This window comes from Caloramator sp. (genome assembly GCF_020054765.1).
Lineage (GTDB): Bacteria > Bacillota > Clostridia > Clostridiales > Caloramatoraceae > Thermobrachium > Thermobrachium proteoclasticum.
In genome coordinates this window covers 140200-167060 of the sequence record NZ_JAIHAO010000001.1, presented here as the reverse complement: position 1 = coordinate 167060, position 26861 = coordinate 140200, and the positions used below count along the sequence as shown (strand labels likewise).

General features: G+C 32.8%; 20 protein-coding genes, 1 other RNA gene, 1 pseudogene and 1 other annotated feature. Of the genes and pseudogenes, 21 read left to right on the top strand and 1 reads right to left on the bottom strand.

Features of this window, described 5'->3' with window-relative positions; all coding sequences use genetic code 11:
- The first annotated feature begins 1 nt into the window (after window position 1).
- Entirely contained in the window at window positions 2–1417 is a 1416-nt protein-coding gene (hemZ, locus tag JG776_RS00870; protein WP_291963963.1) for a coproporphyrinogen dehydrogenase HemZ, read from the top strand.
- 11 nt (window positions 1418–1428) lie between these two features.
- Here the strand turns inward: hemZ and lgt are convergent.
- Window positions 1429–2200 (bottom strand): annotated as a pseudogene (lgt, locus tag JG776_RS00865) (prolipoprotein diacylglyceryl transferase).
- Between the two features lie 145 nt (window positions 2201–2345).
- Between lgt and rmuC the strand changes: the two are divergent.
- The 20 genes from rmuC (at window position 2346) to uvrB (ending at window position 26836) form a co-directional block, all read left to right on the top strand.
- Window positions 2346–3650, top strand: a complete 1305-nt coding sequence (gene rmuC, locus JG776_RS00860; RefSeq protein WP_291963962.1) for a DNA recombination protein RmuC — start codon at window positions 2346–2348, stop codon at window positions 3648–3650.
- 81 nt (window positions 3651–3731) lie between these two features.
- Window positions 3732–3938, top strand: a binding site (T-box leader).
- A gap of 48 nt (window positions 3939–3986) precedes the next feature.
- Window positions 3987–5237, top strand: coding sequence for a histidine--tRNA ligase (gene hisS / locus JG776_RS00855; protein ID WP_291963961.1), 1251 nt, complete (start codon window positions 3987–3989; stop codon window positions 5235–5237).
- Between the two features lie 16 nt (window positions 5238–5253).
- Window positions 5254–7041: an aspartate--tRNA ligase gene (gene aspS / locus JG776_RS00850; RefSeq protein WP_291963960.1), complete on the top strand. Its 1788-nt coding sequence runs from the start codon at window positions 5254–5256 to the stop codon at window positions 7039–7041.
- Between the two features lie 130 nt (window positions 7042–7171).
- Window positions 7172–7356: non-coding RNA, 6S RNA (gene ssrS / locus JG776_RS00845), on the top strand.
- 21 nt (window positions 7357–7377) lie between these two features.
- Window positions 7378–8094, top strand: coding sequence for a tRNA threonylcarbamoyladenosine dehydratase (locus tag JG776_RS00840; RefSeq protein WP_291963959.1), 717 nt, complete (start codon window positions 7378–7380; stop codon window positions 8092–8094).
- Window positions 8095–8098: 4 nt separating this feature from the next.
- A complete protein-coding gene (locus JG776_RS00835; RefSeq protein ID WP_027308026.1) occupies window positions 8099–8362 on the top strand; it encodes a metal-sensitive transcriptional regulator in 264 nt (87 codons plus the stop codon).
- A 101-nt stretch (window positions 8363–8463) separates the two neighbouring features.
- Entirely contained in the window at window positions 8464–9705 is a 1242-nt protein-coding gene (gene glyA / locus JG776_RS00830; protein ID WP_291963958.1) for a serine hydroxymethyltransferase, read from the top strand.
- 48 nt (window positions 9706–9753) lie between these two features.
- Window positions 9754–11133: a sigma 54-interacting transcriptional regulator gene (locus JG776_RS00825; RefSeq protein WP_291963957.1), complete on the top strand. Its 1380-nt coding sequence runs from the start codon at window positions 9754–9756 to the stop codon at window positions 11131–11133.
- Between the two features lie 254 nt (window positions 11134–11387).
- Window positions 11388–12425 (top strand): 2,4-diaminopentanoate dehydrogenase, encoded by a 1038-nt coding sequence (gene ord, locus JG776_RS00820; protein WP_291963956.1) that lies wholly within the window; start codon window positions 11388–11390, stop codon window positions 12423–12425.
- A gap of 11 nt (window positions 12426–12436) precedes the next feature.
- A complete protein-coding gene (ortA, locus tag JG776_RS00815) occupies window positions 12437–12754 on the top strand; it encodes a 2-amino-4-oxopentanoate thiolase subunit OrtA (RefSeq protein WP_291963955.1) in 318 nt (105 codons plus the stop codon).
- Complete coding sequence (ortB, locus tag JG776_RS00810) at window positions 12741–14159, top strand: 2-amino-4-oxopentanoate thiolase subunit OrtB (protein WP_291963954.1); 1419 nt, start codon at window positions 12741–12743, stop codon at window positions 14157–14159. The genes ortA and ortB overlap by 14 nt, the downstream gene beginning before the upstream one ends.
- Before the next feature lie 15 nt (window positions 14160–14174).
- A complete protein-coding gene (locus JG776_RS00805) occupies window positions 14175–14531 on the top strand; it encodes an ornithine aminomutase subunit alpha (RefSeq protein WP_027308020.1) in 357 nt (118 codons plus the stop codon).
- A gap of 12 nt (window positions 14532–14543) precedes the next feature.
- A complete protein-coding gene (gene oraE / locus JG776_RS00800; protein ID WP_291963953.1) occupies window positions 14544–16742 on the top strand; it encodes a D-ornithine 4,5-aminomutase subunit OraE in 2199 nt (732 codons plus the stop codon).
- Window positions 16732–18078, top strand: a complete 1347-nt coding sequence (locus JG776_RS00795) for a GlmL-related ornithine degradation protein (RefSeq protein ID WP_291963952.1) — start codon at window positions 16732–16734, stop codon at window positions 18076–18078. The genes oraE and JG776_RS00795 overlap by 11 nt, the downstream gene beginning before the upstream one ends.
- Before the next feature lie 10 nt (window positions 18079–18088).
- Window positions 18089–19147 carry an ornithine racemase Orr gene (gene orr, locus JG776_RS00790; protein ID WP_291963951.1) on the top strand — a complete coding sequence of 353 codons (1059 nt, stop codon included), beginning with the start codon at window positions 18089–18091 and terminating at the stop codon, window positions 19145–19147.
- Between the two features lie 254 nt (window positions 19148–19401).
- Window positions 19402–20598, top strand: a complete 1197-nt coding sequence (locus tag JG776_RS00785) for a S41 family peptidase (protein WP_291963950.1) — start codon at window positions 19402–19404, stop codon at window positions 20596–20598.
- A 60-nt stretch (window positions 20599–20658) separates the two neighbouring features.
- A complete protein-coding gene (locus JG776_RS00780) occupies window positions 20659–21918 on the top strand; it encodes a PDZ domain-containing protein (protein WP_291963949.1) in 1260 nt (419 codons plus the stop codon).
- Between the two features lie 194 nt (window positions 21919–22112).
- Window positions 22113–23336, top strand: coding sequence for an MFS transporter (locus JG776_RS00775; RefSeq protein WP_291963948.1), 1224 nt, complete (start codon window positions 22113–22115; stop codon window positions 23334–23336).
- A 310-nt stretch (window positions 23337–23646) separates the two neighbouring features.
- A complete protein-coding gene (locus JG776_RS00770; protein WP_291963947.1) occupies window positions 23647–24717 on the top strand; it encodes a PRK06851 family protein in 1071 nt (356 codons plus the stop codon).
- A 169-nt stretch (window positions 24718–24886) separates the two neighbouring features.
- Window positions 24887–26836, top strand: coding sequence for an excinuclease ABC subunit UvrB (gene uvrB / locus JG776_RS00765; protein ID WP_291963946.1), 1950 nt, complete (start codon window positions 24887–24889; stop codon window positions 26834–26836).
- Window positions 26837–26861 lie beyond the last annotated feature (25 nt).

Sequence of the window (26861 nt, the reverse complement as noted above, 5' to 3'; positions counted from 1 at the left end):
GATGGTAAGAGTAGGACTTATAGGACATAATTACAGATATGAAGTATTTCAAATATTAAATCTATTTTATGAAAAGGAAGAAATAGAATTTTGCCAAGATGGTTATGAAGTAGAAAGTATTTTAGAAGAAGAGCAGGTTCTATTCAAAATAGGAGAAATAATAGAAAAAGAAAATATAGATGGGAATGATATTAAATTAATAAAAAATTCCTTAAAGAGAACTGCTTTAAAGGCTCTTAGTAGGTATTTTGAGAAAAATATTCCCTGGGGAATATTGGTTGGAATAAGACCAACAAAGATAGTTCACGAACTTAAAAAAAGAGGGGATAGTTTAGAAGAAATAAAGAAGCATTTGATAGAATATTACCTTTTAAATGAGGACAAGGCTAATTTAACTATAGAGGTTGCAGAGAATGAAGCAAAATTTTTAGAGAAAGAAAAAAATGAGGTTAGCGTATATGTTGGAATTCCCTTCTGTCCAACAAGGTGTGTTTACTGTTCCTTTGCTTCTAATTCAATTTATGGCAATGAAAAGATAGCTGAGGAATATGTAGATTTTCTTATAAAGGAGTTTGATTCAATCCTAAGTTATCTAAAAGACAATGGTATATCTATTGATACTTTATACTTTGGTGGAGGAACGCCATCATCCTTAAGTCTTGAACAAATAAATAGATTACTTGACAAATTATCTAATTATGTAAATCTACAAAAATTGAGAGAATTTACCTTTGAAGCAGGGCGACCTGATTCAATTGATAAAAATAAGCTAATTTTACTTAAGAAGTATGGTGTAACAAGGATTAGTATAAACCCACAGACAATGAATGAGGAAACATTAATTAAAATTGGAAGGAGACACTCTACTAAAGATATTATAGATAAGTTTAATTTGGCACGAGAGATTGGCTTTGATAATATTAATATGGATATTATAGTAGGCCTTCCTGATGAAGATTTAGGTTCAATAAATAAAACAATGGAGGAACTAAAAAAGTTATCTCCAGAGAGCATTACAATACATACAATGGCGATAAAAAGAGCCTCAATATTAAATGAAATAGATTATAAACATAGAACAGATAATGTAATCTCGATGTATAATTATGCTGCTAATTGTTGTAGAGAGATGGGTATGATTCCATATTATATGTATAGACAAAAGAATATGGTTAGCCCATTGGAGAATGTTGGATACAGCAAGAGAGGCAAGGAATGTATTTACAACATTCAAATGATTGCTGAAAATATTTCTATCATATCATTAGGTGCAGATGCAATAACAAAGATTGTATATGATGAAGAAAATAGAATAGAAAGAGTTGCTAATGTAAAGGATGTTAGGGAGTATATAAATAGAATTGATGAGATGATAAATAAAAAAATAGAGGCTATAGATGATATACTACATAAGTAAAGGTAAGGAACCTAATATAGTTCCTTACCTTTATTTAATAAAATATACATAGTTGAAATTAAAATTCCTATAACACTTACTATCTGTGCAGTTCTAAATGGCCCTATCATTAAACTGTCGGTTCTTAATCCTTCGATTAAGAATCTGCCTATTGAATATAAAAGAAGATATACAAAGAATACGTTCCCACGCTTTGTTATAATGTATCTTATTATAATCATCAATATAATAAATATTAAAAGGTTCCATATTGATTCGTAGAGAAAAGTTGGATGATAGTATTTCCCATCTATAAACATACCCTTTTGTATGAACTCAGGGAATTTGCTTATATATTCCTTCGATACTTCACCACCGTGGGCTTCTTGATTAAAAAAGTTACCCCACCTGCCTATTGACTGTGCAAGAACAATTGAAGGTGCAGCTAAATCAAGATAGTTTAATAGGTTTATACCTCTTTTTTTAGAATATATGTAGGCAGCAAGAATACCAAATATGATTCCACCGTGGATAGCAAGTCCACCTTCTCTTATATTTAAAATGTCTATTGGATTGTTGATGTAGAGCTTATAATTAAATATTACATAGTATAAGCGTGCACCAATTATTCCAAAGGGCAGTGATATTAAAGCACAGTCGATAAATTGGTCATAATCAACATTTAAATACTTTGAATTAATTTTTGGCAACAATCAATGCAATAAGCATACCAGCTGCGATTAAAACTCCATACCATCTTATTGCAATGCCAAATACATAAAAGGCTATTGGATTCAAATGCATCACCCCTTTTTGATGATAATCTTATTTTAACACATAATTTTACAAAAAGAAATTTTATAACTAAAATTAGCTATAACTTGTTTTACTTCAATCTTTTATTTACATATTTAACCAACCAAATTATAATTATATTGGGGGTGATGATATGGATGTAGTTATTGTAATCCTATTAATTGCTATAGTTATATTACAATTAATAATAATTTTAAAACAAAAGGGTGCTTTAGATATAGAAAGGCCCTTAAGAAATTTATCACTAAATTTAGAGGATAGGATAAATAATGTTATAAAGGATGAAATGGGGAGAAATAGAGAAGAAATAAATAAAAACTTAAGCCAAAATAGAATGGAATTATTACAAAGCATTAAAAGTTTAACAGATAGTTTGAATACACAGATAACAAACATTGGAAATATGCAAAATAGGCAACTTGAAGTTGTAAGTAGCCAACTAATTGACTTTCTAAAGAAAAATCAAGATGGTCTTGATAAAATAAGGCAAAGTGTAGAGGAAAAGCTTACTCAAATTCAAAATGATAACAACAAAAAGCTTGAGGAGATGAGGCAAACCGTTGACGAAAAACTTCATTCTACATTAGAAAATAGGTTATCCCAGTCATTTAAAAACATAAGTGAGAGGCTTGAGGCACTTTATAAGCAACTTGGAGAAATACAAAGCTTAACAACTGGAGTGAATGATTTAAAGAGGGCTCTTACAAATGTTAAAGTTAGAGGAATATGGGGAGAAGTTCAACTTGCAAATATAATTTCTGAAATACTTACAAAGGAACAGTATGAAGAAAATGTTGCCACTAAAAAGGGTAGTTCGGACAGAGTAGAATTTGCAGTTAAATTACCGGGCAAGGACGATTTAAACAGATGTGTTTACCTGCCTATAGATGCAAAGTTTCCACAGGAGGACTATCAAAGGCTTCTTGATGCACAGGAGGAGGGAAATAAGGAAGGCGTGGACTTTGCAAGAAAACAACTTGAAAATAGAATAAAACAGGAGGCAAAGAGTATATTTGAAAAATACATAGACCCTCCAAATACCACAGACTTTGCGATTATGTTTTTGCCAACAGAAAGCCTATTTGCAGAGGTTATTAGAGATGTTGGGTTGATTGAAACATTACAGAGGGAATATAAGGTTATAGTAACAGGTCCAACTACAATTTTGGCTCTTTTAAATAGTTTACAAATGGGATTTAGGACCCTGGCAATAGAAAAAAGATCAAGTGAAGTTTGGGCTCTTCTTGGTGCTGTAAAGACAGAGTTTACAAAGTTTGGTGATATACTTGAAAAAACACAAAAGAAATTACAGGAGGCAAGCAATACAATAGAGACTGCAGCAAAGAAGACAAAGACTATAGAAAGAAAGCTAAAATCCGTTCAGGAACTGCCTATAGAAGAGAGTGAGAGAATCTTAATAGAAGATGAGGAAAGATAGTGACAATATAATATATACAAAATAAAATATATTACTTGACAGGTTATATTTGTATTTGTATAATAAAGCTAAAATTTATATTTAAATGCTATGAAGGGGAGGAGTAGTTTCCAAACACTTTACAGGGAGAGACTGCCTTAGATTGAGAGCAGTTTTAAAGTTAAGGGAGATGAAGGACACCCTGGAGTTTGTACCTGAATTGAGTAGGGATACACGCAATCGGCGTTATAGATTTAAGTGGGCTATGCCAATTAGGGTGGCACCGCGGGAAGAATACCCGTCCCTTGCTTTAGGGACGGTTTCTTTTTTTGATAAAGAGTTTTAAGGAGGGATACTATGTTAATAACAAAGGCACCAAAGGGTACAAGAGACGTTTTACCAAAGGATGTCTATAAGTGGCAGTATATAGAACAAAAAGTTAGAGAAGTTTGTTCTTATTTTGGTTTTTCAGAAATAAGAACACCAACCTTTGAACATACTGAACTTGTTCAAAGAGGAGTTGGAGAGACAACAGACATATTTCAAAAGGAAATGTACACATTTTTAGACAAAGCAGGCAGAAGCATAACACTAAAACCAGAGGGAACAGCTCCAGCAGCAAGAGCCTTTTTAGAAAATGGTCTTTATTCAGAGGTACAACCAACTAAACTTTTCTACATAACACCAGTATTTAGATATGAACAGGTACAAAAGGGAAGATTAAGAGAACATCATCAGTTTGGTGTTGAGCTATTTGGATCAAGTGATGCATCAGCTGATGCAGAAGTTATATCTCTTGCTTTCGCCTTTTTTAATAATTTAGGTCTACAGGATTTAACTGTTAATATAAATAACATAGGATGCCCAAATTGTAGACCAAATTATAACAATGCACTTAAGGAGTATTTAAAGAAGAATTTTGATGATTTATGTCCAACCTGCAAAGAAAGATATGATAGAAATCCTTTAAGAGTGCTTGACTGTAAAAATGATACTTGTAAGAAGATTGCAGAGGGTGCACCTGTTGTAATTGATCATATTTGCGATGAATGTAGAAATCACTTTGAGGATTTAAAGTCAGAATTGGATGCTTTAGATATAAATTATGTTGTTGATCCGTATATAGTTAGGGGATTAGACTACTATACAAAAACTGTTTTTGAGATAATATCAGAGGATATTGGAGCAAAGAGCACTGTATGCGGTGGGGGAAGATATGATAATTTAATTGAAGAAATAGGAGGCTCAAAAACACCTGCTGTTGGATTTGGACTTGGTATTGAAAGACTAATACTAATGCTTGAGTCTAAAGGAATAGAAATACCAAATATGAAACCAAAACTAATATACATTGCAAGTTTAGGAGAGAGGGCAAAGAAGGCTTCATCAAGGATTGCCTTTGATTTAAGAAGAGAAGGCATAAGTGTAGAAAAGGATTTAATGAACAGAAGCCTAAAGGCACAAATGAAATATGCAAATAAGATAGGTGCAGATTACGTTATTATAATAGGCGATGATGAATTAGGTAAAGGAATAGTTAAGATTAAGAACATGGAGACTGGTGAAGAAAAAGAAACATCTATAGAAGACATTAAAGTGAATTTATAATAAAGGAGGGTAAAAAATGGCAGAAGCATTAAATGGTTTAAAGAGAACCTGTATGTGTGGAGAAGTATTTGAAGATAAGGTAGGCAGCAAAGTAACAGTTATGGGTTGGGTTCAAAGAAGAAGAGATTTAGGAGGTCTAATATTTGTTGACCTTAGAGATAGAACAGGAATTGTTCAAGTTGTATTTGGAGATGAAATAAACAAAGAAGCCTTTGAAAAGGCACATTCAATAAGAAGTGAATATGTTCTTGCTGTAACAGGGGAAGTTGTTTTAAGAGAATCACCAAATCTAAATATGCCAACTGGTAAAGTAGAAATAAAGGTAGAGGCATTAAAAATTCTTTCTGAATCAGAAACACCACCAATATATATAAAGGAAAACTTAGATGCATCAGAGGCAATAAGATTAAAATACAGATATTTGGATTTAAGAAGACCTGACCTTCAAAGGAATTTAATGATAAGACATAAGGCTGCAAAGGTAGTTCGTGATTTCTTTGATGAAAATGGATTCTTAGAGATAGAAACTCCATATTTAACAAAGAGTACTCCAGAGGGTGCAAGAGACTACTTGGTACCAAGTAGAAATTTCCCAGGAAAATTTTATGCACTTCCTCAATCACCACAAATATTTAAACAGTTACTTATGATATCAGGTTATGATAGATATTTTCAAATTGTAAGATGTTTTAGAGATGAAGACTTAAGAGCTAATAGACAACCAGAATTTACTCAAATTGATATTGAAATGTCATTTGTTGATGTAGATGATGTAATATCTATTAATGAAAAGTTTATTCAAAGACTTTTTAAGGAAGTTAAGGGAGTAGACGTAGAAATACCATTTATAAGAATGCCATATAAAGAGGCTATGGAGAGATATGGTTCTGATAAACCTGATATAAGATTTGGTATGGAATTAAAGGATTTAACAGATATTGTTAAGGATTCTGAATTTAAGGTATTTAAAGATACTGTTGCATCGGGTGGTCACGTTAGGGCAATAAATGCAGAAGGCTGTGCTGACTTTGGAAGAAAAGAGATAGATAGATTAACAGACTTTGTTAAGACCTATGGTGCAAAAGGACTTGCTTGGATAGCTCTTAAGGACGGTGAAATAAAATCACAAATAGCAAAATTCTTAAAGGAAGAAGAATTAAATGCAATAATAGAAAAGACAGAAGCAAAGGATGGAGATTTAATATTAATTGTTGCAGATAAACCAAAGGTAGTATTTGCATCCTTAGGTGCTCTTAGACTTGAACTGGCAAGAAAGCTTGGACTTATAGGTCCAGATAATAAAGAATACAAGTTCCTTTGGGTTACAGAATTCCCACTACTTGAATATGATGAAGAAGAGGGAAGATATGTTGCAGTACACCATCCATTTACTTCACCGATGGATGATGATATAGAGCTACTTGAAACTGAGCCTGGAAAAGTTAGAGCAAAGGCCTATGATATTGTACTAAATGGCGAGGAAATAGGTGGAGGAAGTATAAGAATTCACGATACAAAACTTCAAGAAAGAATGTTTAAAGCTTTAGGATTTACAATGGAGGATGCTTGGGAAAGATTTGGATTCCTACTTGAAGCCTTTAAATTTGGTCCACCTCCACACGGAGGAATAGCGTATGGATTTGATAGATTAATTATGTTCCTTGCAGGCACAGAAAACATTAAGGATGTGATTGCATTCCCTAAGAATCAAAATGCTGCTTGCCCATTATCAAATGCTCCTAATGTAGTTGATAAAAAACAATTAGATGAGTTGTGTATACAAATTATAGAAAACCAAAAATAAAAATGCAACATAACCTAAAAGTGTGGATTGATGAATTTAAAATAAAGTGATATATTAAATATACCGATAAGGCACTAATGAAGTTTACAAAAAAAATATTCTATAGTATAATACAATTAACCTAATTGAATATAGCCTGCCGTATTCGTTAAGATGGATTAAGTATTGAGCCAACATCAATACAAAGGGAGTCCGGTCTCCTAAAGTGGATTGCAGGCCTGCACAATTGTAGTAGGAAGCGTGAATCTTTAGGGAGGACACCCACCTGCTGAGAGCAGGTTCAATCTATCCATCAACCGATACGGTGGTTTTTTCTTACGTTTAAGGAGGTAAAATATGTTAGAACCGTTTTCAAGAACTGAGCTTTTAATTGGACGTGAAGCATTAGAAAAGCTTAAAAATAGTAAAGTTGCAGTATTTGGAGTAGGAGGGGTAGGTTCCTTTGCAGTAGAGGCCTTAACAAGAGGTGGAGTAGGAAGTTTAGTATTGATTGATAAGGATGATATATGTATAACAAATATAAATAGACAAATTCACGCCACAACAAAAACTGTTGGAAGACCTAAGGTAGAGGTTATGGCAGAAAGAATTAAAGATATAAATCCAAGCTGCCAAGTAATTGCATATAAGACTTTTTATAATAAAGATACAGCAGAAGAACTTCTAAAAGATGATTATGATTATGTTATTGATGCTATAGATACAGTTTCTTCTAAAATAGATTTAGTTGTAAGGTGTAAAGAAAAAAACATACCTATTATTAGTAGTATGGGAGCAGGTAACAAATTAGATCCAACAAAATTCGAAGTTTCAGATATTTATAAAACTTCTGTTTGTCCGCTGGCAAAGGTTATGAGAAGTGAGCTTAAAAAAAGAGGGGTAAATGATTTAAAGGTTGTTTACTCAAGGGAAACACCAATCAGAAGAAACAATAATGAACAAATAGAAGAAAACCAGAGAAAACAAATTCCTGCAAGTATATCCTTTGTTCCATCTGTTGTTGGTCTAATAATTGCAGGTGAAGTTATAAAAGATATAATAAACAGGGGGTAAAAAAATGAGTTGTACAAAGGAAGATTTAATAAAAAGATTAAGAAGAATTGAAGGTCAAGTCAAAGGAATTGAAAAGATGGTAGAAAACAATGCAGACTGTAGGGATATTTTAGTTCAGGTTGCAGCTGTTAGAGCGGCTATAAGTAAAGTTGGTGCATTAATTTTAGAGAACTATTCAAAATCTTGCATTCTAAAGGCATCGGATGATTTTGTTTCAGAACAGGAAATAGAAGACTTGATAGAAACAATTGTTAAATTTATAAAATAATTTACATATTAAGGAAAATAGTATATTTTATATATTTATGCTTGTAAAAAATGTCTGATAATTCTATAATTTATTATATAAGATATTTTAAAGGAGAGGGTATGATGAGTTTAGAGCAAGTTAAAAAGGTAGACCCTGAAATATATGAGGCTATATTAAAGGAAATGGAAAGACAACAAAATAAAATTGAACTAATTGCATCAGAGAATTTTACAAGTAAAGCGGTTATGGAGGCACAAGGTTCACAATTGACAAATAAATATGCAGAGGGCTATCCTGGTAAGAGATATTATGGTGGATGTGAATATGTAGATATAGTTGAAGATTTAGCAAGGGAAAGATTAAAAAAGTTATTTGGTGCAGAACATGCAAATGTTCAGCCACACTCAGGCTCTCAAGCCAATATGGCAGTATATCTATCTGCTCTTGAAATAGGAGATAAAGTATTAGGAATGAATTTAGCACACGGGGGACATTTGACCCACGGAAGTCCAGTAAATTTTTCAGGTAGATTGTTTAATTTTATATCCTATGGTGTAAATGAAGATGGTTACATAGACTATGATGAGTTAAGAAAAATAGCACATAGGGAAAAACCAAAGATGATTGTAGCAGGTGCAAGTGCCTATCCAAGAATTATTGATTTTAAAAAAATTAGAGAAATATGTGATGAGATTGATGCATATATGATGGTGGATATGGCACATATTGCAGGTCTTGTTGCAGCAGGACTACATCCTAATCCTGTTGAATATGCGGATTTTGTAACAACTACGACTCACAAAACATTGAGAGGTCCAAGAGGTGGAGCAATACTTTGTAAAGAAGAATATGCAAAGATAATTGATAAAACCATATTTCCAGGAATTCAGGGTGGTCCACTTGAACATGTTATCGCAGCAAAGGCTGTCTGCTTTAAAGAAGCAATGAGTGATGAGTTTAAAGAATATCAAAAGAAGGTTATTGAAAATGCAAAACATCTTGCTAATGCTCTATTAGATAGGGGATTTAACTTAGTTTCAGGCGGTACAGACACTCATCTTATGCTAATAGATTTAAGAAATAAAAATATAACTGGTAAAGAAGCAGAGCATCTTCTTGATGAAGTTGGAATAACAGTTAATAAAAATACAATACCATTTGATCCACAAGGGCCTATGGTTACAAGTGGTATTAGAATAGGTACACCAGCAGTAACAACAAGGGGATTTGGAAAAGAAGAAATGATCGCAATTGCAGATATAATTTCTTGGGTAATAGATAATAGGGAAAAGGGCTTAACACCAGCAAAGGAAAGAGTTAAGGCTCTTTGCGATAAGTTTCCACTATATACAAACAAATAATTAATGGGCTATTAAGCCCATTAATTATTTTTAGATAGGGGGATTTTTATGAATTTTGAGCATAGATTGCTTGAAATTATTCTAAATAATATCGATGAGGGGATTCACGTTGTAGATAGTGATGGTAATACATTAATATACAACAGAGCTATGGAACAGATAGAGGGGTTAAATTCAAATGAGGTTGTAGGCAAGAATTTGTGTGACATCTTTCCAAATCTTAATGAAACAACAAGTACTTTACTCTCCTGCTTAAAATCAGGAGAACCTGAACTTGATAGATATCAGACATACCTTAACAAAAAAGGTAACAACATAACTACTGTTAACACAACTATACCTATTGTTTTAGATGGTAAAACATTAGGGGCAGTAGAAATATCTAAAAATTTTACTAAAATAAAAGAGTTGTATGATAGAATTTTACAACTTAACAATAATAGGGAAGATGATTTAGATGAGTTTAAATTTAGTGATATAGTTGGTGCAAGTCCTGATTTTTTAAAAACTATCGAATTGGCTAAGAAAGCAAGTAGGACTAATTCTACAGTATTAATTATAGGTGAAACAGGTACTGGGAAAGAGGTAATAGCACGATGTATTCATTCATCAAGTCAAAGAAACAAAAAACCATTTATTGCTGTAAACTGTGCTGCATTACCTGAGAGCCTTCTTGAGGGTATCCTATTTGGTACTGTAAAGGGGAGCTTTACAGGTGCAATAAATAGACCAGGTTTGTTTGAACAGGCAAATGGAGGTACGCTTCTTTTAGATGAAATAAACTCAATGCCAGTAAACCTGCAGGCAAAACTTTTAAGAGTATTGCAGGAGGGATATATTAGACGAATTGGAGATGTTAGGGACATTCCAATAGATGTTAGAATTATTGCAACAATAAATGAAGACCCATATACTTCAATTATACAAGGAAACTTAAGAAAAGACCTCTATTATAGGCTAAGTGTAATTAATATAAACATTCCTCCTCTTAGGGATAGAAAAGAGGATATACCAATTTTTATAAACCAATTTATTAAAAAATATAATACAGAACTTATTAAGGATGTTTGGGAAGTATCCGATGAAGTTTATGATGGTTTTTTAAGCTATGATTGGCCAGGCAATGTGAGGGAGCTGAAAAACTACATTGAAGGTGCAATGAATATGGTTACTGGTCATATACTAAAAAGAGAACATTTTGCACCAAATGTTCAGGAACTAATATTTAAAAGGTATACATCTAAAATAAGCGACTTAAAGTATGATTTTAATGTTCCATTAGATGACTACTTAGAGGATATAGAGAAAAGTATAATACTTACAGCTCTTGAAAGAACAAACTACAATATATCTAAAGCAGCAGGTTTGTTAAAGATAAAAAGGCAAACTCTTCAGCATAAATTGAATAAATATGGTATAAATAAATAGCTTATATTTTTCGGCAAGCTCTATGCAAAATATTTTGCATAGAGCTTTTTTACTTTATAAATTATAAAGTTTTGCAGGTGCAAAAATTATTGCAGTCAAAATTAAATATCAGAAAATATTGAATATTAAAACACTCTAACTTCATTAGTGTTATAAATATAATTTTATTAAATATATTTTAAATAAAAGCTACTCTTTAGTTTGGCACCAAATTTGCAATATATAATAAAAAATTGTATTGGGAGGAGTTAAATATGGATAAAATTAAGGTTATTCAATGGGGCGTAGGAAATATGGGCAGTGGAATGGTTAAAATGATTTTAGACAAGGAAGGAATTGAAGTTGTTGGTGCTATTGATAGGAAGGAAAATGAAGGTAAAGATTTAGGTGAACATATTGGAATTGGTAGAAAACTTGGAATAAAAATATCTTCAGACGCAGAAAAGACATTAAGTGAAGTAGAGGCGGATGTAGTTTTACTTGCAATTGATTCCTTTGTAAAGGGAGTAGAAAAGCAAATTAAATTGATCTGTAGCCATAAAATGAACTGCATAACAATTGCAGAAGAAATGGCATATCCTTTTACAGCAGAACCAGAATTATCAAAGGAAATAGATGAAATTGCAAAGGCGAATGGAGTTACTGTACTTGGAACAGGTGTAAACCCAGGATTTGTTTTAGACACATTAATAATAACTTTAAGTGCAGTTTGTAGAAACGTAAAGAAAATAAGAGCAGCAAGGATAAATGACCTATCACCTTTTGGAAAGACAGTTATGAGAGAGCAGGGAGTTGGACTTACTGTAGAAGAATTTATGAAGGGAATTGAAGATGGTTCTGTATACGGTCACGTTGGATTCGAAGAATCAATACCAATGATAGCAGATGCACTTGGAATAGAAATAGATGAAGTAAAGCAGACAAAGGAACCAATTATATCAAATACTCATAGGGAAACAAAGGATGTTGTTGTTGAACCTGGTATGGTATGTGGATGTAACCACTGTGGATATGGTCTTAAAAATGGTGAAGTGGTTATAGCACTTGAGCACCCACAACAGATACATCCAGAGATAGAAAATATAGAAACTGGTGATTATATATGGATTGAAGGAGATCCAAATATAAGTCTATGTATAAAGCCTGAGGTTCCAGGAGGAATAGGAACAATTGCTACAGCAGTTAATATGATACCCCACGTTTTAAATGCAAAACCAGGACTTGTTACTATGAAAGATTTACCAATTCCACACGCTATAATGAATGATTTTAGAATGCATCTTACTAAATAGAGGTGAGAACTTTGGATGTTATAAAGAAGGGAACTTATGTACAGATACATCAAATAGTGCTAAGGCCTGATGAAAGAGCGTCAAACCTACCTGAGGAAACAAAAAATGTTCCGCTTGAGATGTGGGTAAAGGGGTATTTAAATAGTGATGCAATGATTGGAGATGAAGTTTATATTACTACTTTAACTAACAGACAAGTTAGAGGAACTTTAGTTGAAGTAAATCCAAGCTATAAACACGATTTTGGTAATTTTGTTCCTGAAATTTTAAAGATAGGGCAAGATTTAAGAAAAATTTTAAAGGACGGTGAAGGATGTGGCAGATTATAGTTATAATGCCGTTATGGCCAGAAAAAATGAAATAATGAAGATGGCTGTTGGTATAGATTATTCAAAATTTCAAACATCAAGAATTGGGTTTGACTATGAAAGAATGATGAGGGAAACAGGCTATACACTACAAGAGGTACAGAACATACAAAGGGATGCTGGAGTAGGAAATACACCCCTTATTGAGCTAAAAAATTTAACAGCTCTTGTGAGAAAAATTTCTCCAAAGGGTAAGGGAGCAAGAATATTTATAAAGGATGAAGCCTGCAATCCGTCAGGAAGTTTTAAAGATAGACGTGCTGCAATTTCAGTATACCACGCTAAAAAATTAGGATATAAGGGTGTAGTTGCAGCAACAAGTGGAAACTATGGTGCTGCAGTTGCTTCACAGGCAGCGATGAGAAATTTAAATTGTATTATAGTTCAGGAGTGCTATGATTCAAGAAAAGTTGGACAGCCTGAGATATTAGAAAAACAGAGAAAATGCGAATGTTATGGAGCAGAAGTTGTTCAGCTTACAGTAGGACCAGAATTATTTTATACATTTTTAAGAATTCTTGAAGAGACAGGATACTTTAATGCTTCACTATATTCTCCATATGGAATAGCAGGAGTTGAAACATTAGGCTATGAAGTTGCTATTCAGTGTAGAGAACAGCTTGGAAAAGATCCTGATGCTGTAGTTATAACTCACGCAGGTGGAGGAAATGTTACAGGGACAGCAAGGGGACTTATAAAGGCTGGTGCACTTAACACTAAAGTAGTTGGTGCAAGCGTTGATTTAACAGGACTTCATATGGCATCAGATAGGGACTTTAATAGAAAATCCTTCACAACAGGACATACCGGTTTTGGGATTCCCTTTGCAACTTGGCCAGATAGATCAGATGTTCCAAGAAGTGCAGCACGACCTTTGAGATACTTAGATAGGTATGTAACTATAAAGCAGGGTGAAGTATTTTATATAACTGAGGCTTTAGCACAACTTGAGGGATTAGAAAGAGGCCCAGCAGGAAATACATCTCTTACTGCAGCCTTTTATATAGCACAGGAGATGGATGAAGATCAAATAATAGTAGTTCAAGAGACTGAATATACAGGAGCTGGGAAGCATCATATGGCACAGCTATCCTTTGCAAGGGAAAATGGAATAGATATTAGATTTGGCGATCCAGAAGAAGAAAGAGCAGGAGAGAGTATAATTCTTCCAGAGAATCCAAGTTTAATAAAGGCAAGAGATGTAGATTTAAATAAACTAAAAAAATCATATATCAAAAACTGTATTGATAACTATAAAGTTGATGAAATAGGTATAAAGGATGCGGAATTTTTAGCAGAGGATACAAAACTTTCAATAGAAGAAGTAAAAAAAATACTTACTGAAATTAATGTAAAGGTTGTTTAATAAGGAGGGGTTAAAATGGCAGTTAAGAGGCCTGATGATTTTGAAATTAGAAGACAGCATCTTAAAAATTTAACAGATGAAGAATTAGAAAAAAGATTTTGGCAGCTTGCAGAGGAAATAGTAAAACCACTTGTGGAAATTGCATATACCCACACTTCGCCGGCTGTTGAAAGGTCAGTTCTTTTAAGAATGGGATTTTCAAGTATAGAGGCAAAGGCAATTGTTGAAGGGGTACAAAATTTAGGACTACTTGGAAAGGGTGCAGGAAATGTAGTTTATAGGTTAGCTAAAAAGAAAAATATACCAATAAGAGAAGCAGGTTTATTACTTGTTGAAGGAAAAGCCTGGGACGAAGTACCAGCACTATTTTAAGGGGGGTATAGTATGTTGGAGAAAAACGAAAAGTTGAACATAGAAGAAATATTAAAGGATCTTAAAAATTATAGACCAAAGAGAAGGGGATGGCATTGGAGGGAAGAACAGGGTAATCAAGTATATGGAGAATTTGAATATCATCAAGCATCAAAACCTTTGAAAAATAGTTGCCCACTTCCAGCAGCAAAAAGCTTTGGTTATATAGATCCTCAGCCAGACTGTGTAATTACAACTGAAATTGCATCAGGTAGATTTGAAGATGATATTAGAAGAATGAGAATGGCTGCTTGGCACGGTGCAGATCATATAATGGTAATAAGAACTGCAGGACAAAGCCATTATGATGGACTTATTGAAGGTACTCCAGAAGGTGTAGGAGGAGTTCCTATATCAAGAAAACAAGTTAGAGCTACAAGAAAAGCACTTGATATAATTGAAGAAGAAGTTGGAAGACCAATAAATTTTCATTCCTATGTATCAGGTGTTGCAGGGCCAGATATAGCAGTTATGTTTGCAGAAGAGGGAGTAAATGGTGCACATCAAGACCCACAGTATAATGTCCTTTATAGAAATATAAATATGGTAAGGTCATTTGTTGATGCAGCGGTTGCAAAGAAAATAATGGCCTTTGCAGATATGGTGCAGATAGATGGTGCTCACAATGCAAATGCAACAGCTATGAAGGGCTATAAGGTTATGCCAGAACTTATGGTGCAACACGCAATAAACTGTGCATACTCAAAGATGGTTGGAATGAAACCACAAAACATAGCATTATCAACAGTTCCTCCAACAGCACCACCAGCACCTTGTTTAAGAATTGACCTTCCTTATGCAGTGGCACTAAGACAGTTATTTAAAGATTATAAGATGAGGGCACAGATGAATACAAAATATATGGAAAGCTGTACAAGAGAAGCTACTGTAACCCACGTATTAAACCTACTAATTTCAAGACTAACAAGAGCAGATATACAATCTACAATTACACCAGATGAAGGTAGAAATGTTCCTTGGCACTACAACAATATACACGCCATAAACACAGCAAAGCAAGCCTTGATTGGTATGGATGGACTTCTTGAAATGGTAGAACTTAAAAAGGACGGATATTTAGTAGATAAGGTAAGAGAATTAAAAGAGAGAGCAGTTCTATTTATGGAGGAAATACTTGAGGTTGGTGGATACTTTAAGGCTGTTGAAATGGGATTCTTTGTTGATTCTGGTATGTATCCAGAAAGAAACGGTGATGGTATTGCAAGACAGATAAATGGTGGAATAGGCGTTGGTACTGTAGTAGAAAGGGACAAGGACTATATGGCACCTGTTTGTGAGCACTTTGGTTATAACAATCTCCCAGAGGGAATTGAAAAGGCGTGTGATTTAATAGATGGATGTACCTTCTGTAAACCTGAAAAGATAGTATTTATTGATGAACTGGATGAAAATGATAATGTAAATAGAAGATTAAAGGAGACTGAAAACCTAAGACATTCAACAGAAATTAAACCAGAGGTTGAGTGGTGTGGAGATGGTATAGTAGCAACTACTATTTTCTTACCTGTTGAAGAGAGGGTTGCAGAATTTGCAGCAATGGAAATAGGAAAGAAGATGGGGCTTGAGGATGTAGTTGTAATCCATAAACAAGTAATGCAGCCTGCAGAGGGAACACTTGTTGAAATAAAAGGAAGGGTACCATTTACTATAGATGTATCAAAACTTGAAATTCCAAAAAAACCTGAGGTATTATCCGATGAAGAAATAAGGAAGGACATAGAAAGAAAACCAATGAAGGTAGTTGCAGCAACAGTTGGTGAGGATGAACATTCTGTAGGATTAAGAGAAGTTATAGACATAAAGCACGGTGGAATTGAAAAGTATGGAATAGAGTGTCTATATCTTGGAACTTCTTGTCCAGTTGAAAAACTTGTGGATGCAGCAATAGAATTCAACGCAGATGCAATTCTTGCAAGTACAATAATTACCCATAATGATGTTCATATAAAGAATATGAAAAAAATACATGAGCTCTGTATAGAAAAGGGTGTAAGAGATAAGTTGATTGTTTGTGCAGGAGGAACTCAAGTAACTGATGAGATAGCAAAATCAGCAGGTATGGATGCAGGATTTGGTCGTGGGACAAAGGGTAATGACGTTGCTTCATTTTTAGTTAAGAGAAGAAGGGAAATGGAGAATTATGAAGGTTAATGTTTTAGTTGCTGAAATAGGCAGTACTACAACGGTTGTAAATGCCTTTGACTTAAAAAATTCTGAATTTATAGGACAGGGACAGGGACCAACTACGGTATTAGATGGAGATGTTACTATCGGACTTAATATGGCATTAGATGATTTAAAGAAGAATATTGGAGTAAATAATATTGAATATGATGATTTTTTGGCAACAAGTAGCGCAGCAGGTGGACTTAGAATGACTGTGCACGGCCTTGTTTTTGATATGACTGCAAGGGCAGCAAGAGAGGCTGCCCTTGGGGCTGGTGCTATCATTAAGTTAGTTACAGCTGGCAAACTAAGAAGAAGTGATTTAAATAAAATAAAGGAGATAAAACCTAATATAATACTTGTTGCAGGTGGACTTGATTATGGAGAAAGAGATACAGCCATTTACAATGCAGAGGAGATAGCAAAACTAAAGTTGGATGTTCCTGTTATATATGCAGGAAATATAGAAAATCACGAGGATGTTAAATTGATTTTTGAAGAATATGAACAAAAACTATATATTGTAGAAAATGTATATCCAAGGATAGATGAGCTAAATGTTGAACCTACAAGAAGAGTTATACAAAGTGTATTTGAGGAACATATAACAGGTGCACCTGGAATGCAAAAGGTTAGGCAGATGGTCAATGGACCAATTATTCCAACACCCGGAGCTGTTATGGAGTGTGCAATTCTCTTGCAAAGGGAGATAGGAGATTTGATGGTTCTTGATGTTGGTGGAGCAACTACAGATGTACATTCTGTAACGCAGGGAAGTGATGAAATCCAAAGAATAATGATTAGCCCAGAACCCTTTGCTAAAAGGACTGTTGAAGGAGATTTGGGAGTATATGTAAATCTTCCACACATAGTAGAAAGAATAGGGCTTGAGAATGTAAAAAAGAAATTTTGGAATGCAGAGGAGCTTATAAATAATAGAAAACCAATACCTAAAACAGAAAGAGAAATTGAGTTTGTTGAATTTATGACGCAGGAGGCAGTACTTACAGCTGTAAGAAGACACGTGGGTTCAATAAGATATATTTATGGTCCAAGTGGCAAAAAAACAATTGCAGAAGGAAAGGATTTAACAAATGTTAAATGGATAATAGGTACAGGAGGAGCCTTAACAAGGCTGCCCAATAGGGTTAATATAATGAAAAAGATACCTCAAGATAATACGGGAGGAATGTTTCTTTATCCTAAGGATAGCGTTGAGATTTTAGTCGATAATTGTTATATTATGGCATCATTAGGAGTACTTTCAAAAAAATATGAAGAGGCGGCACTTAAAATTTTAAAAAAGAGTTTGGGGATTTAGGGGTGGTACTTTGTATCCACAGATAGTTATAGATATCAATAAATACAAACAAAATATAAAGTATTTAGTTGATAGATGTACAAATAGAGGAGTTAAGGTTTGGATAGTAACTAAAAGTTTTTGTGCATATCCAGATATTGTTTCACATTTAGTTGACTGTGGAATTGATGGTTTGGCAGATTCAAGAATACAAAACTTAAAAAAAATGAAGGATATTAGGGCAAAAAAAATTCTTTTAAGAATTCCTATGATTGATGAGGCAGAGGACGTTGTTTTATGGTCAGATTATAGCTTGAATTCAGAAATAGATACAATTCGTGTTTTAGGAGAGAAGGCAAAAAAACTTGGAAAAAGGCATAGGATAATAATAATGCTGGATATGGGGGATTTAAGGGAAGGTGTTTGGCCTGATGATATTGATGATTTTATTAAAGAAGTATTAAAGGTTGATGGAATTGAAATAAAAGGATTTGGTACAAATCTAACCTGTTATGGTGGAGTTATACCAGATGAAAATAATTTAGGAAGGTTAACAAGCATTGCACTTGATATGGCAAATAAGTATTCGCTGGATATTGAGTATATATCAGGTGGAAACTCAAGTAGCTATTATCTATTAGAGGATGGCAGGTTACCAAATGGTATAAACAACCTTAGACTCGGAGAGGTTGCAATACTTGGGAGAGAAACTGCCTTTGGGAAGAAAATAGATTCCCTTTCCGACGATACATTTATTTTAAAGGCTGAAATAGTAGAGATAAAAAAGAAGCCCTCAGTTCCTATTGGTAATATAGGTATGGATGCTTTTGGAAATAAACCCCACTATGAAGATAGGGGAATAATAAAAAGAGCTATAGTTGCAATAGGAAGGCAGGATATAAATCCTGAGGGGTTGATTCCACTTGATAAAAATATAGATATCTTAGGTGCAAGTTCTGACCACACAATTCTTGATGTAACAAGGAGCAATATAAACTACAAAGTTGGAGATGTTGTTGAATTTAAAATGGATTATGGTAGCCTTTTAAAGGCGATGACTTCAGAGTATGTAAATAAGGTAGTTATATAGTAAAGGTACCTCAAAACATTTAATAGTTTTGAGGTACTTTTTTATCATAAGTTAATGTATAAAATGTATAAATCTAAGTTCAGATTTGCATATTTAAAGATTATATAAAAATATTGGAGGTATTGTATTGAGCATAAAAGTAAAATTTTATTAAATTTGAGACAAAATAAATGGAAAAAAATAAAATTAATGATATAATGTAATAGTGTATAAAATAAAATATAATATAAGTTCAAAGATTTGAGGTGTTCTTGATGAGTAAGAGGCAGATTTCAATTAAAAAGGCTATTTCATTAATTTTAATTACTAATTTAATTACAGCATCAATACTTATTTTTGTTCCTATTCCTTTTATAGGCGGGAAAAAAATTGTAAGTAAACAGGAATATGATTTTGTAAAGCAGTTTGGAAAGATGATGTCAATAAAATCAATACTTGAACAAAGATATGTAGATAAGATTGATGAAAATAAACTTGTTGAGGGTGCTGTAAAGGGAATGGTAGATGGTATTGGTGATCCCTATACTGTTTTTATGAATAAAAAGGAATTCGAAGACCTTTTAACTCACACTCAAGGTTCCTATGCAGGTGTTGGATTATATGTAGGTAATAAGGACGGAAAAATAGTTGTTGTTGCACCAATAGAAGATACACCAGCATATAAAGCAGGTATTTTATCGGGGGACATAATTATAAAGGTTAATGATCAAGAGGTATCAGGGAATGAATTAGAAAAGGCAACTTCAATGATAAAGGGACCAGAAGGAACAAAGGTTAAATTGACTATATATAGAGAGGGAAAAGGAACAATAGATTTTGAACTTACAAGAGCTAAAATTATTATAAAATCTGTAAAAAGTGATGTTATTGAGAATAATATTGGATACATTAGAATAACTACATTTGATGAAAATACATCAGAAGCCTTTAATAATGCATTAGATAAATTATTAAATCAAGAAATAAAGGGTCTAATTATTGACCTTAGAGGCAACCCAGGAGGACTTTTAGATCAGTGCACAAAGATAGCAGACAGAATACTTGGAGAAGGAACTATTGTTTATACAATTGATAATCAAGGAAAAAGGGAAGAGTGGAAGTCTGATTCTAATAAGCTTAATGTTCCTCTTGTTCTTCTTGTTGATGGAGGTTCAGCAAGTGCATCTGAAATTTTAACTGGGGCTGTTCGTGATTTTAAAGCAGGTGTAATCATAGGTACAAGAACCTTCGGAAAAGGATTAGTGCAAGACATAATACCTCTTCCTAATAATGAAGGTTTAAAGGTTACAATTGCAAGATACTATACTCCGTCAGGTGAATGTATACAAGGAAAGGGAATTGAGCCACACATAGTATTAGATTTACCTGAAAAGGATAAGGAAAGAGAATTAAGCTACAAAGAAGATATTCAAATACAAAAGGCAATAGAAGTTTTAAGAAGTAAGCAATAATTTATTGGCCCCCAAGATAGCTTGGGGGCTAAAAATCTAATCAAGTTTTGGAGGGTTTTTATGATTTTAAGACTTATATGGGAAGCTATAAGAAACTATGCACAGGTTGTATTATCCTTTATATTTGAACCCATATTTTGGATAATGTTTTTCATTTTATTTTTTCAATATAAGCGATTAGAATCAATACAGAAGGATGTATATGGAGTAATAAAGTATAAGAAGATGGAAATGATGGCATCTTCACTTCTTGCAGGAATTTTAAGTGGGATGTTTGTTAGTATATTAATAACTGTATTTGGAATAACCTTTGGTAAACTTGAAGGAGCAATTTTTATAATAATTTTATCTTTATTATTAGTTATGTTATTTGATTCTCATTTTATATGTTTATCCTACTCAGGAGGCATAATAAGTTTATTGAGTCTTATTTTAAGCTTTTTAAATGTAAGAGGTATAGTTAATATAAGTCAAATTCCTATATTAAGAAGTTTCCTAAATATTGATATAACGGCAATTCTAATTCTTGTTGCATTATTACATCTTGTTGAATCAATTCTTATGTATTTTGACGGTGCGAGATTTCCTGTACCGATGTTCTTTAGGAAGAATAATAAAATAGTTGGAGGTTTTCTATTAACAAGATTTTGGATAATACCCCTTATGATATTGATTTTATTATCTTTAACACCAGTTGGTGGTGATACTATACCGACACCAGATTGGTGGCCACTTATTAAACCAGATGGAATGCCTAAAGATTTACAGGATGCAGTGTTTTCTTTAACACCATTATTTGCTATACTTGGATATGGTGACTTTACAATAAGTAGGCTGCCAAAACAAAAGGTAAAGGAATCATCTTTAAATTTATTTATATTTAGCATAACATTATTTGTTTTAGTAGTTCTATCAATGAAGATATATGTATTTAAATATATTGCTGCAATATTTTCTCCTGTTTTTCATGAGCTCATAATATTTTTAAACAGAAAAAAAGAAAAAACATTGAATTCATTATGGGAAAACACATACGATGGAATTAAAATATTAGATGTGGTTCCTAACTCGCCAGCGGAGAAAATGGGAATTGAGACAGGAGATAAGATAATTTCAATAAATAATAGAAGAGTAAATACTCTTTATGATGCAAAGATTGTATTAGATGAGGCAGATAGATATCTTTGGATTGATGTTGTAAAGATAGATGGTAAAGTTAAAAGCCTCGAATATTACAACTATCAGACAGAAATAGGTTCATTAGGAATAATAACAATTCCTCAAGAGGATGGATATATACCTATAATGGATCTTGATTAGTGAAATTTTATATTATTAAAAATAGAAAATAATTGTGAAGACCTAAAAAAATTAGAATAATTTTAAATGATTGGTTTATTTAAAGGCCCTATTGAATATAATTCGTAGGGCTTTTTATTATTCAATAATTAGATAGCATCTTTTAACTAAAAATGTTACAATATTATTACGAGTTTATATTTTACATAGAGGGGATGAGGGATTTGGGTAGTTTTATACGAGAATATTTTCCAGCATTTACACACCGCAATTATAAGCTGTTTTGGATTGGACAATGTATTTCTTTAATAGGTACTTGGATGCAGAATGCAGCACTAAATTGGTTGGTTTATTCTATGACACGAGATGGATTTTTATCTGGTCTTATGACAGCAGTTCAGTTTACACCTTTATTTGTTTTTTCATTATTTGCAGGTCTTATTATAGAACGTTATCCAAAAAGGAAAATTTTAATATTTACACAATTGATGCTTCTTGTAATTGCATTAATTTTTTTTGTATTAATTTATTTTAACCTTTTAAGTTATCCCGTTATACTGATATTATTATTTTTAGTAGGAACAGTCCAAGCACTTGATAATCCAACAAGACAATCTTTTGTTGTTGAACTTGTAGAGGGTAAAAAACATCTTTTAAATGCAATAGCCTTAAATTCAGCTGCCTTTAATTCAGCAAGGTTAATAGGACCAGCAGTTGCAGGAAAGGTAATGGCAGATTTGGGTGCAAAATGGTGTTTTTTCTTAAATGCAATAAGTTTCATAGCGGTACTAATAGGATTATTTATGATGAAGATGAAGGATAGTCCATCAAGGGAAAAAATAAAGGATCCTAAAAAGGAAATCAAGGAAGGATTGAAGTATATAAAAACTAACCCAAAACTTTTTTATACATTAATTTCTCTTGTAATAATACCAACCTTTTGTATGAATTTTAATGTATTAATTCCTATATACACAAAAGATTATTTAATGATGCAGGAAAAGGCATATGGAATACTCCTATCATCTGTAGGTTTTGGTGCTCTAATTGGAGCTATTTTTGTAGCAACAAGGGGTAGTAGACAAAGAGCTTTATTTTTACAGCTTTGGGGTTCTTTGGGTCTTTCGTTTTTCTTGATTGTTATAGGATTTGTAAAAAGCTATAATTTATCTATTTTGATTTTAATCTTATTAGGACTGTTTATGATACTTTTCAGTACAACATCAAATAGTATATTGCAGTTTAATTCTCCTGATGATATGAGGGGAAGAATAATGAGTGTATATTCATTAGTTTTTGGGGGATTAACACCATTAGGAAGTATTTATGCAGGAACATTAGCAAAATACTTAGGTGCAAATAATGTGTTTATAATAAGTGGTATAATAGGGTTTATAGGATTCTTTATACTTTTTATAAGGAGAAGGAGTCTTGTTTAAGAAAATTATATAAAATGTATAATAATGTAAATTAGAAAATATATTTAAGATCTGATTTTTGTGCAAAAGCTACTAATTGTTTTAGATAATAGGGTTTGGGAATAAATTTTTTAAGTTTTATGAATAAAGTATTTAAATTTAGCCTTAAAAAAGGCATTGAGTTTTTATGATTATTTATGATATCGTAATGATTTAGAATGAACCATCAGTGTTAGTATATTAAATATTGCTAAGTTTATGTAAAGAAAGGTACCAATTAGTACCTTTTTTCATATAATAATTTATTGAAGAATATTATTTGGAGGATTATATGGGTAAAAAATATTTTGCTTCCGCAAATACTTCATCAGGATTCGTATCATATTTTGACTATGTACTTAAGGGAAGGGATAAAATATATATTATAAAGGGTGGACCTGGGTGTGGTAAGTCAAGTTTTATGCATAAAATAGGAAATGAACTTGAATTAAAGGGATTTGATGTTGATTATGTTTACTGCTCTGCAGATATGGATTCTTTAGATGGCATAGTAATAAACGATTTAAACATTGCAATTGTTGATGGAACAGCACCACATGTTATTGACCCTAAATATCCAGGTGCAGTTGAGAGAATATTAAATTTTGGAGATTACTGGGATATTGATTTGATTAGAAAATATAAAAAGCCAATAATATATTACACTGATAAGATTAGTGAACAATATTCAATATTTTTCTCACTGCTTAGAGAGGCAAAGTTAATACACGATGAATGGGAAAAGGAATATTTAAAGGGAATGGATTTTGAAAAGGCAGACAAAATTACACAAGAAATAATAAATGGACTTAATTTAACATCCCTTGATAGAAAAGGAGAAGAGGTTCATAGATTTGCAGGAGCAATGACACCACAGGGACAGCAGTGTTTTTATGAGGATTTAATTCAAGGATTAAAAAATAGAATAATTGTAAAGGGAAGACCAGGTACAGGTAAATCTACTATGACTAAAAAAGTTGCAAGGGCAGCAATTGAGGCGGGATTGGATGTTGAATTTTATCACTGTGCCTTTGATCCGTCAAGTATAGATATGATTATTATACCAGCTCGTAGTTTTGTAATGCTTGATGGAACAGTACCACACGTATATAATCCAAATGAAAATGACAAAGTTGTTGATATGTTTGAGTGTATTGATCAAAATATCGTCAAAGAAAATGAAGACCCAATTAAGACAATAGAGGTTAGATATAGAGATAAAATAAATGAAGCAAAGGAAGTATATTCTTTGATTAAGAATTTACATGATGAGCTTGAAAAATATTATATACAAGCAACAGACTTTAGTGAGGTAGATGCCTTAAGAAGACGATTGGTAGATTACTTTATAACTTTAAAATAGAATTAATTTATATACTATAAAGTTAAGAGAATAAAAAATAATTTTGAACAGAGTATGTTTAATACATACCCTGTTCTTTTTATATTGAAATATTTAAATATACTACTGGACGTTTAAAATATAAAGTTATATAATTAAAATTGCGAACATATGTTCAGAGGTGAAGTAGATGGGAGAATTTAAAATAGTATCAAATTTTAAACCAACAGGAGACCAACCACAGGCAATAGACAAACTTGTTGAAGGAATAAAAAGAGGAGATAGGTGTCAAACTCTTTTAGGAGTTACAGGTTCAGGAAAAACCTTTACTATGGCAAATATAATAGAAAGAGTTCAGAAACCAACTCTTGTTATTGCCCACAACAAAACATTAGCAGCTCAGCTTTGTAGTGAGTTTAAGGAATTTTTCCCTGAAAATGCAGTTGAATATTTTGTTAGTTATTACGATTACTATCAACCAGAAGCCTATGTTCCTCATACAGACACATATATAGAAAAGGATGCATCCATAAACGATGAAATAGATAAGCTGAGACACTCTGCGACATCAGCTTTGTTTGAAAGAAGGGATGTAATAATTGTAGCAAGTGTTTCCTGTATATATGGTTTAGGGGACCCTAATGAATATAGAGACCTTGTAGTTTCTTTAAGAGTAGGAATGGAAAGGGACAGGGATGAGGTTATAAGAAGGCTTGTTGATATACAATATCAAAGAAATGATATAAATTTTATAAGAGGAACCTTTAGAGTTAGAGGAGATGTGCTTGAGATATTTCCAGCCTCTCAATCTGAAAAGGCAATAAGGGTTGAATTTTTTGGTGATGAGATAGATAGAATAACTGAGATAGATGTACTGACTGGTGAAATATTAGGAGAGAGAAAGCATATTTCTATTTTTCCTGCATCCCACTATGCTGCATCAAGAGAAAAGATTGAAAAGGCAATAGAGGGAATAGAAAAGGAGTTAGAGGAAAGGTATAATGAATTATTGCAGCAGGACAGACTTCTTGAAGCTCAAAGATTAAAACAAAGAACAAATTATGATATAGAGATGCTAAGGGAAGTTGGATATTGTAATGGGATTGAAAATTACTCAAGACACTTTGATGGAAGGCAAAAAGGAGAACCTCCCTACACTTTACTTGATTACTTCCCAGATGATTTTTTAATTTTTATAGATGAATCCCACGTAACACTTCCACAGCTTAGGGCTATGTATGCAGGTGATAAATCAAGGAAGGACAATCTTGTTGAGTATGGATTTAGACTTCCTTGTGCCTATGATAATAGACCTTTAAAATTTGAGGAGTTTGAAAAGAAGATAAATCAAGTTTTATTTGTAAGTGCAACACCATCACAATATGAGATAGAAAATTCGACTCAAGTGGTAGAACAGATTATTAGACCAACTGGACTTCTTGATCCAGAAATAGTAGTAAAACCAATTAAGGGACAAATTGATGATTTAATTGGAGAGATTAAAGCAACGATTTCAAGAGGATTTAGAATATTAGTTACTACTCTTACAAAAAAGATGGCTGAAGATTTAACTGAATACCTAAAGGATGTAGGCATAAAGGTTAGATATTTACATTCAGATATAGATACTCTTGAGAGAATGAGGATTATTAGAGATCTAAGAAAAGGTGATTTTGATGTATTAGTAGGGATAAACCTTTTAAGAGAGGGGCTTGATATACCAGAGGTTGCCCTTGTTGCAATACTTGATGCAGATAAAGAAGGCTTCTTGCGTTCAGAAACTTCACTTATACAGACAATAGGTAGAGCTGCAAGAAATGCAGAGAGTAAGGTTATAATGTATGCCGATAAAATTACTGACTCTATGAAAAGGGCAATAGATGAAACTAATAGAAGAAGAAAGATACAAATGGATTACAATAAGAAACACGGAATAGTACCTAAGACCGTTATAAAGCCAGTACACGAAATTATTGAGGCAACTAAAGTTGCTGAAGATAAGGAAATCTATAAGGCAGAGGATAAGGATTTATTAATTAGGACATTAGAAGAGATGATGCTTGAAGCGGCTAAAAATCTTGAGTTTGAAAGGGCAGCAGAGCTTAGAGATAAAATATATAAACTCAAAGGTATATCATAATTAATTTGGGTACATAATGTGGTAA

Bases quoted from the DNA above. Each gene is read 5' to 3' on its own strand.
- JG776_RS00805 (WP_027308020.1), top strand. From the start codon at position 14,175: ATGGCAGTTAAGAGGCCTGATGATTTTGAAATTAGAAGACAGCATCTT.
- JG776_RS00775 (WP_291963948.1), top strand. From the start codon at position 22,113: ATGAGGGATTTGGGTAGTTTTATACGAGAATATTTTCCAGCATTTACA.
- uvrB (WP_291963946.1), top strand. From the start codon at position 24,887: ATGGGAGAATTTAAAATAGTATCAAATTTTAAACCAACAGGAGACCAA.
- JG776_RS00835 (WP_027308026.1), top strand. From the start codon at position 8,099: ATGAGTTGTACAAAGGAAGATTTAATAAAAAGATTAAGAAGAATTGAA.
- JG776_RS00825 (WP_291963957.1), top strand. From the start codon at position 9,754: ATGAATTTTGAGCATAGATTGCTTGAAATTATTCTAAATAATATCGAT.
- aspS (WP_291963960.1), top strand. From the start codon at position 5,254: ATGGCAGAAGCATTAAATGGTTTAAAGAGAACCTGTATGTGTGGAGAA.
- hemZ (WP_291963963.1), top strand. From the start codon at position 2: ATGGTAAGAGTAGGACTTATAGGACATAATTACAGATATGAAGTATTT.
- oraE (WP_291963953.1), top strand. From the start codon at position 14,544: ATGTTGGAGAAAAACGAAAAGTTGAACATAGAAGAAATATTAAAGGAT.
- glyA (WP_291963958.1), top strand. From the start codon at position 8,464: ATGATGAGTTTAGAGCAAGTTAAAAAGGTAGACCCTGAAATATATGAG.
- JG776_RS00795 (WP_291963952.1), top strand. From the start codon at position 16,732: ATGAAGGTTAATGTTTTAGTTGCTGAAATAGGCAGTACTACAACGGTT.
- hisS (WP_291963961.1), top strand. From the start codon at position 3,987: ATGTTAATAACAAAGGCACCAAAGGGTACAAGAGACGTTTTACCAAAG.
- JG776_RS00770 (WP_291963947.1), top strand. From the start codon at position 23,647: ATGGGTAAAAAATATTTTGCTTCCGCAAATACTTCATCAGGATTCGTA.
- JG776_RS00780 (WP_291963949.1), top strand. From the start codon at position 20,659: ATGATTTTAAGACTTATATGGGAAGCTATAAGAAACTATGCACAGGTT.
- JG776_RS00785 (WP_291963950.1), top strand. From the start codon at position 19,402: ATGAGTAAGAGGCAGATTTCAATTAAAAAGGCTATTTCATTAATTTTA.
- ord (WP_291963956.1), top strand. From the start codon at position 11,388: ATGGATAAAATTAAGGTTATTCAATGGGGCGTAGGAAATATGGGCAGT.
- JG776_RS00840 (WP_291963959.1), top strand. From the start codon at position 7,378: ATGTTAGAACCGTTTTCAAGAACTGAGCTTTTAATTGGACGTGAAGCA.
- rmuC (WP_291963962.1), top strand. From the start codon at position 2,346: ATGGATGTAGTTATTGTAATCCTATTAATTGCTATAGTTATATTACAA.